Annotated in this window: 1 protein-coding gene; it reads left to right on the top strand. The window is 38.3% G+C overall.

The annotated features are described in order from the left end of the window. Positions 1-24: 24 nt before the first annotated feature. The coding region (locus BN3349_RS11935) for a hypothetical protein (RefSeq protein ID WP_245853836.1) at positions 25-206 on the top strand (182 nt) is incomplete at its 3' end.

The raw sequence follows: 206 nt of genomic DNA on the forward strand, positions 1-206 counted from the left end.
GCGTTTTCGACCATTGATGTTTATGTGTTACCGAAACAAGCTAAATTGCGGGAAAAAATAAAACAAGCCAAAACGGAAGAAGAAAAGACCGCACTTTATAAAGAAATTTATAAATTGCAATATCAGAAACGTTTGCTTGAAATGACAGTTGGCATTGCGACGGGTACACCAGAGCTTGCCATTACAAAAGGGACTTTGCAACTAGC

Origin of the sequence: Necropsobacter massiliensis, assembly GCF_000827595.2 — a bacterium.
GTDB classification, from domain to species: domain Bacteria; phylum Pseudomonadota; class Gammaproteobacteria; order Enterobacterales; family Pasteurellaceae; genus Necropsobacter; species Necropsobacter massiliensis.